This is a genomic window from Parabacteroides sp. TM07-1AC (genome assembly GCF_003480915.1).
GTDB classification, from domain to species: domain Bacteria; phylum Bacteroidota; class Bacteroidia; order Bacteroidales; family Tannerellaceae; genus Parabacteroides; species Parabacteroides chongii.
The window spans coordinates 461,815-468,276 of the sequence record NZ_QUKD01000004.1 but is presented as its reverse complement, the minus strand read 5'-3'; the positions used below and the strand labels follow the sequence as shown (position 1 = coordinate 468,276).

The following is a 6,462-nucleotide window of genomic DNA, read 5'->3' as shown; positions in this document are numbered from 1 at the left end:
GTCGGTGCGCACGTATTTCACCAGGTAGGCGCCGTCGGAAGTGCGGGGCTGAAGGGTCTCGCCGCGGCTGGTGGTGACTACGGGTTGCGACTCGCTGTAATCCGCATCCAATGTGAGGTAGAAGCGGAAAGTGCTCCACGACTCCGCCTCGTAATCACCTGCCACGGGGTCGGTCGCGGCGCCCTCGACAAAGGGCAAGGTGACTGTGTAGTAGACCGGGGTCGGTTCGGGCTCAGGCTCGGGTTCGGGTTCAGGCTCAGGCTCGGGCACCGCCTTCCACCGGGCATAGAGGGTTTGCGGCTTGTCGATGGTTTCTACTTTGGCTCCGCCACCGGAAGCGTCGTACCAACCCTGGAAGGTGTAGTCCGGACGGGTGAAGATATCGTTCGGGAGTGCATCGCCTTGAAGGATATATTTTTCAACAGCAGGGAGTGACGAATAGTTGGCATTAAAGGTGATGTTATGGTACGGCAAATTACCCGTGATGGGGTTGCCTGTAAGGGTTCCTTTGTCGTAGATAGTGCCGCTATTCGTAAAGGTGCCGCTATTCGTAAGGGTGACATTCGGGTCAATGGTAAAGGTTTGCCCGTCGCCGATAGTGACCGTTGCCCAAGCGGGGATTTCGGCGTTGCTCTTCAATGTGACGTTGCCTACCAGAGCGGAAGAGGTCTGCTCGATGGTGCCGCCGGGCAGTTGCTTGCCCCGGATAAACAGGCCGTTCTGATGTTCCTTTATCTTGGTAGTCGCAGGGTTTTCGCCCTCATCATCCGTCCCGTCGATGGCTATGACAAAGGCGTTTAATTCGATGGAAGAATAATCGAAGGAGATACCACCATCTATGCCGGGAGCCGGATTTTCGCCGCCACCGCCGATGGCGGTTACCGTGCCTCCGTTGATCTGAATCGTCATGCCCATTCCAGGATCGCTTACACCGATACCGGGCGCACCTGCCCCGCCTTCGGCATGGATGATGCCACCCCCTATGCTCAGGTATGTTTCACCACCGATCCCTGCTCCTCCGCCAGTACCGTCGGCTCCTTTTGCCCCTATGGCAGTCAGGGAACCGCTTCCTCGTAAGTTGAGCATGTTTCCGACCTCTATTCCGGCAGTTCCCGACGAGCCTGTCGAAACAAACCGGTTCGTTCCTTCTATTATGATAGTAACGAGATCCCCCCCCCTATTTTCAGAGGTACCCCTTCTCTTTCGATATTCAGGTCTTTTATTGTCACCCGGAGAGAGAGGCCTAAAGATTTTATTTCAATTCCCCAGTCGGTAGGATTTCCGTTTCCTGTAATGGTTACGTTATCACTACTTCTAATGGAAAGTACTTTATTTTCGTAGGAAATAGCAGTATTATTCCCATCAACGGTAACCTTAAAAGGACAGTCTTGCTCTTGTGCCGCCGCCCCGTTTACTCCGAACAGCAGGAGAGCCATAATCAGAAATATATAAGATGTAACATGTTTCATAAGTGATATCATTTTAGCTTGTTTGTGAATACCGGAAGAGCCGTTTGCCTGCCGGGTGAAATCGAAGCGGCTTGTTCGATGCCATCGAAACGGGCGGTTCGACGGCATCGAAAGGGACGTCTCAACGCCGTCGAGAGGAAGCGCCCGACGCGGGTGAGAGGGAGCCCTCGACGCCGTCGAGCCGATCCATGCCCGGGGATAGGGTTTATTCGATCACCGGACGATCGTCTTCACCGCCGCCACCGGGGTTGCCTACCACCAGCGGAATGGCATAGACCAGGGTACGCGACTGCTTGAGCTGCAAGCTGTTGGTGCTGAACCAGGTTTCGAGCGTGAGCTGGTAGCTGCCCTCCGCCAGATCGGCAGGAATGTTAAACATCAAACGTTTCGGATCGTTGATAGCCAACAGGGTGATGGTGGCAGCCACCGTCTGGTCGGCCATGTTGACCAGGGTAAGCGTACCCAGCCCGCTGCCGTCGGCATTGACGCTGCGTATCTTCACGCCTGAAACGTCGAGGATTCCGCCCGGGGTGACGGTGCCGTCGGTCTTGCCGGTGGTCACGTCTTTCACCAGCCCGAAGCCGGCGCCGCCCATGTCGCGCACGTTGCCCGAAAATTCGAGGGTTACGAGATCGGCCTCGGCACGCATGGCGGCGGTGCCGATCATGTTGATAACGGCTTTATTCTTCGCCGGGTCCACCAGGCCTTTTTTCCCGAGGAAAAGGCCGCTGACGGCGGGCGAATACTGCACGTTGTCGGTCACTACAATGTTGTTTCCGCAAACCAACTGGCGGATTTTCTCCTCCACCAGCTTGGTGATGTTCACGATCGTATCGACACGGTATTCGGTACGTTCTTCCGAGATGAGACGTGCCACGTCGGCCATGTAGAACGTCTGGATAGGTTTCACCTTGGCCGCGAAGTCTTCCTTCACGTCCTTTGTCATCAGATACTCTTCGAGATCGAATTTCCATACATACTTTTTTGTTGCCATGGTAATCAGTGTTTAATATTATTACTAGCGATAATTATGTTTGTTTATTCCTTTTCGTGTTCGTCGAGGATGCGTTGCGCTTCTTTCATCTCGAAATAGAGCCGGCACGCCAGCACGATCAATACGACCATCAGCAGGCTCAGCACCGCCACACCTACCCAAAAATACCCGGAATCATAATAAGCGACGAACCAATCGGGTACGGCGGTATTCCTATCATCGATGTGTTGCATTCCTATCATGTGCTTTATTTTTATGCCGCAAGGTGAAGAAAAAGGGGGAGAATGTTGTAACATTTTGCAAAATGTTACAAAATAGTGGGGGAATTTGCCGAATAATCAGATGTGTTTGTTGAGTCAACCACTGGTAAGCGAATGAATGTTTCTCCGGAAAAGGCTTTCGACATCTTTAAAGACGGGGTTATTCAATAACTCCCATATTTCATCCTACCCCCTATTCTTCCTGAAAGTAGCCGGGTTGAGCCCTGTTTGTGCCTTGAAGGCACGGTAGAAGGTTTGGCGGTTGGAGAAGCCGGAGTCGAAGGCGATGGTTTCGAGCGAAAGGTTGTCGTTGGCCGGATCGGAAAGCAGCAGGATGGCCTGACGAACGCGGCATTCGTTGATATATGCGGAGAATGGTTTGCCGTGGACGGTATTTACAGCTTTCGAGATCATGTTACGGTGAACACCCATGCGTTGCGACAGGGTTTCGAGATCGAGGTCCGGGTCGAGGTAAATCTGCTCTTCATCGGTCAGGCGGCCGAGATTTTCCATCAGGGTCCTGTCGATAGCATCTGCCTCTGCCGGAGGCACGACAGCCGGGACCTGCTCCGCCCATTCACGGCTACGGGCGGCCAGCCTGCGATAAGCCTGATGCTTTTTCCTGTAAAGGACGGAGATGACGAGCAGGACGACAAAGATTACCCCCGCCGTCACACTCATGATGACCGAGACGTGACGGAAGGTAACGAGCTGCGCCTCCTTACGGGCACGCTCCGACTCGAACAGTTCCTGTTTGGCACGGAGAACCAGAAGGCCGCTGTATTTTTCGTCCTGCCGGCGGTTTGCCACCGTAGTCGAGTCCATATAAGCAATCGAATGCTCCCGGTCGCCGATGCGGGCATAATAGCGGGCCATCACCGGATAGAGGTCGCACGAACGGTACGACATCACCCAGGGCCATTGTTCGATATGGTAAAGGGCGCTGTCGATCATGGCCTTGCAGCTATCCGGACGGCCCAGTTCCAGGTAACAGTCCGCCAGCCCGACGTAGATACCCGAGGTGAAGCTATGATCACCCTCTGCCTGTGAGGCGGGCAAAGCCGCAGCATGCAAGACGAGTGCTTCGCGGTACCGGCCGCGCAGGCGGTAGTTGGAGGCCAGGTTGCTCAAGGCGATGCAGTCGAACATGGGACGCTGCTTGACACGGTCTTTACATTCGAGCATGGAGCGAAAATAGTAGTCGGAAGTATCCGTTTCGCCGATAGTACGGTAATAAAGCCCCAGTGCATTGCGTGCCTGAAGGTTATAGAGATTGTAATAACGGAGAACAGGGGTATCCTGTAAAGCGGCTTTCAGGTAAGTGACAGCGATCTCATAATCGCGAAAGTCGAAATAAAGACGGCCCAGGTCGTAGCGGATGTTTTTCTCTTCCGCAGGATCGATATCACTACCGACCTCTTCCAGGCGTTTGGTGATATGTTCGGCACAAAGAAAAGCCCCGTAATATTGTTCATGTAAATACAGCCGGCGAAAAATATAGATAAGCGCCCTCATTTCCATAGAGGCATCCCCGCGGGCGACACATTTATCGGCAAGGGCGTAGAATACGGCTATTTTCTTATCGCGCTTTTCCGGCGTATTATCGGGCAGGGCGATGGCTTCGCCATATTCCAGTTCACGCTTGAGGATGCTCCCTCCGATCCGTCCGACTGTTTCACGCATCCGGCGGACGGCTTCGCGGCGGTCGGCATCTTCGGGGACGGCGTCGATGGCTTCTTCGTAATAACGTTGCATCTGATCCTCTATCGCTTCGTATCCGACTTGTGCGCAAAGGGCCAGGAGGCTGTCGCGATCGGGGATCCGGGTTTCGTTGTTTCCCGGAAGGTAGATACTGTCGGCTGCACGGGCCTGCATCTCGGGTATGTAACGCAGGTCGGATGCGAAATCAGGCAGAAAAAGGGTATCGGCCCTACTCTCTGTTGCCCCGAGGGCGGCAGAGAGTAAAAGGCCGATACCAATTAGTATATGTATTGTTTTGCTTGTTTGCATTCCGTTCCCTTTAATATTCACCGGAGATGCAAATATAAGCTTTTCAGGCTTAAGTATGACTCGAAAGGCTGAAAAATCAACAAATACGTATCAAACAGGCTATTTCTTGTTACCGTTTCCAGTATTGCTCCATCTGCTCCAACGTCTTCCCTTTGGTTTCAGGGACGAACTTCCAGATGAAAGCGGCAGCCAGGATACCCATCAGACCGTAAATCCAGTAGGCCATACCATGGTTGAATGTTTCGGTCAGGTACTGGTTCTTGTCGAGCATCGGGAAAGTCCAAGATACGAGGAAGTTGGCTATCCACTGTCCGGCTACGGCAATACTCATTACGGTAGAACGGATAGAGTTCGGGAATATTTCAGCCAGTAATACCCAGCAAACCGGTCCCCATGACATGGCGAAACCTGCTGTATAAACCAGCATGCAGACCAGCGAACCGATGCCTACCGAGTGCGTATAGAAGGTAGTCCCCAGTATTATCATAGAAACAGCCATAATCAAAGCACCGATAATCATCAACGGACGGCGGCCGAACTTATCGACGGTAAAGATTGCCAATACGGTAAACGACAGGTTCACGGCACCTACCACGATCTGCTGCAACAATGCGGCATCGGTAGCGGCACCCATCGTCTTAAATATCTCCGGTGCGTAATATAATACTACGTTAATACCGACAAACTGCTGGAAGCCGGACAACAGGATACCTACCATAATGATAAGTACGCCATACGAACGGATCGGGAACACCAACGATACAAAGAAACTGCCGATCAAAGCAATCTCCAACGCACTTGTATTACCGGCCAGTTCCAATGCCCCGTAAGCCAACAGGAACAAAACCAGCCACGCTCCCATAAAACGGAAGTACGGACGCATGGAGGGGGCCTTTTCTTTGAAACTTTCCTTTATATCGACCAGCTCTTTCGCCGCTTCGTCTTTCCCCATCAGACGGTCGAGGATGGTCAATGCTTTCTCCGTCTTTCCACGCATCACCAGGTAACGGGGCGTTTCGGGCACGAACATCAACAAGGTAAAAAAGAATACCGCCGGAATGATTTCGGAAGCAAACATCCACCGCCAACCCACGGTATGCAGCCATGAGGCGTCCCCTTGCAAGGCGATCGTGTAATTCACAAAATAAACGACCAGCATACCGAAGATGATAGCAAACTGGTTCCACGAAACCAGGTTACCGCGACGGTCAGCCGGGGCAACCTCAGCGATATACATCGGTGATACCATCGAAGCCAGACCGACCCCTATTCCTCCCAGGATACGGTAAGCTACAAACAAATACATATAAGTATGATCTCCGCTTCCGGGCAATCCCAATCCGAATTCGGGCCATGCCGAACCGATCGCCGAGAGCAGGAAAAGAATAGACGCCACAATCAATGTCGGCTTACGACCGTACCGCTGGCTGACCCAGCCGGCAAAAGAGGCTCCGAGGATACAACCGATCAGCGCACTGCTGACCACAAATCCTTCCAGCGAGTTAGCCTGGTCGAGAGGTAATCCGTAGGGCTCGATAAAGAATTTTCTTAGTGATTCTACAGTTCCGGAGATAACAGCCGTATCATATCCGAATAGTAACCCTCCAAGGGTAGCAACGAGGGTGATGCCAAAAATGTAACTATTGTTGTTTTTCATATCTATCAGACTAAGAAACAAAAAGTAACCTCTCTGATCCGGAGATGGGTCCGGAGGTGTGCTTTCATTTGG

The 6,462-nt window shown here is 52.6% G+C and carries 6 protein-coding genes; all 6 read right to left on the bottom strand.

The genetic code is table 11. The features are described 5' to 3' along the window. A partial coding sequence (locus DXD68_RS24755) for an InlB B-repeat-containing protein (protein WP_410510719.1) occupies nucleotides 1-1,086 on the bottom strand: 1,086 nt, incomplete at its 3' end. A 65-nt stretch (nucleotides 1,087-1,151) separates the two neighbouring features. Then, the gene (locus DXD68_RS24840; RefSeq protein WP_233577119.1) at nucleotides 1,152-1,469 is read right to left on the bottom strand and encodes a hypothetical protein; all 318 of its coding nucleotides are present in this window, start codon (nucleotides 1,467-1,469) and stop codon (nucleotides 1,152-1,154) included. A 205-nt stretch (nucleotides 1,470-1,674) separates the two neighbouring features. Continuing rightward, nucleotides 1,675-2,463 (bottom strand): DUF4469 domain-containing protein, encoded by a 789-nt coding sequence (locus DXD68_RS11875; protein WP_122361691.1) that lies wholly within the window; start codon nucleotides 2,461-2,463, stop codon nucleotides 1,675-1,677. A 44-nt stretch (nucleotides 2,464-2,507) separates the two neighbouring features. Beyond that, nucleotides 2,508-2,705, bottom strand: coding sequence for a hypothetical protein (locus DXD68_RS11870; protein WP_122361690.1), 198 nt, complete (start codon nucleotides 2,703-2,705; stop codon nucleotides 2,508-2,510). Nucleotides 2,706-2,909: 204 nt separating this feature from the next. Next, entirely contained in the window at nucleotides 2,910-4,733 is a 1,824-nt protein-coding gene (locus tag DXD68_RS11865) for an AraC family transcriptional regulator (protein ID WP_122361710.1), read from the bottom strand. Nucleotides 4,734-4,842: 109 nt separating this feature from the next. Continuing rightward, entirely contained in the window at nucleotides 4,843-6,390 is a 1,548-nt protein-coding gene (xylE, locus tag DXD68_RS11860) for a D-xylose transporter XylE (protein WP_122361689.1), read from the bottom strand. Between the last annotated feature and the right edge of the window lie 72 nt (nucleotides 6,391-6,462).

Coding starts and splice junctions, on each gene's coding strand:
- DXD68_RS24840 (WP_233577119.1), bottom strand. CDS start 1,469: ATGAAACATGTTACATCTTATATATTTCTGATTATGGCTCTCCTGCTG.
- DXD68_RS11875 (WP_122361691.1), bottom strand. CDS start 2,463: ATGGCAACAAAAAAGTATGTATGGAAATTCGATCTCGAAGAGTATCTG.
- DXD68_RS11870 (WP_122361690.1), bottom strand. CDS start 2,705: ATGATAGGAATGCAACACATCGATGATAGGAATACCGCCGTACCCGAT.
- DXD68_RS11865 (WP_122361710.1), bottom strand. CDS start 4,733: ATGCAAACAAGCAAAACAATACATATACTAATTGGTATCGGCCTTTTA.
- xylE (WP_122361689.1), bottom strand. CDS start 6,390: ATGAAAAACAACAATAGTTACATTTTTGGCATCACCCTCGTTGCTACC.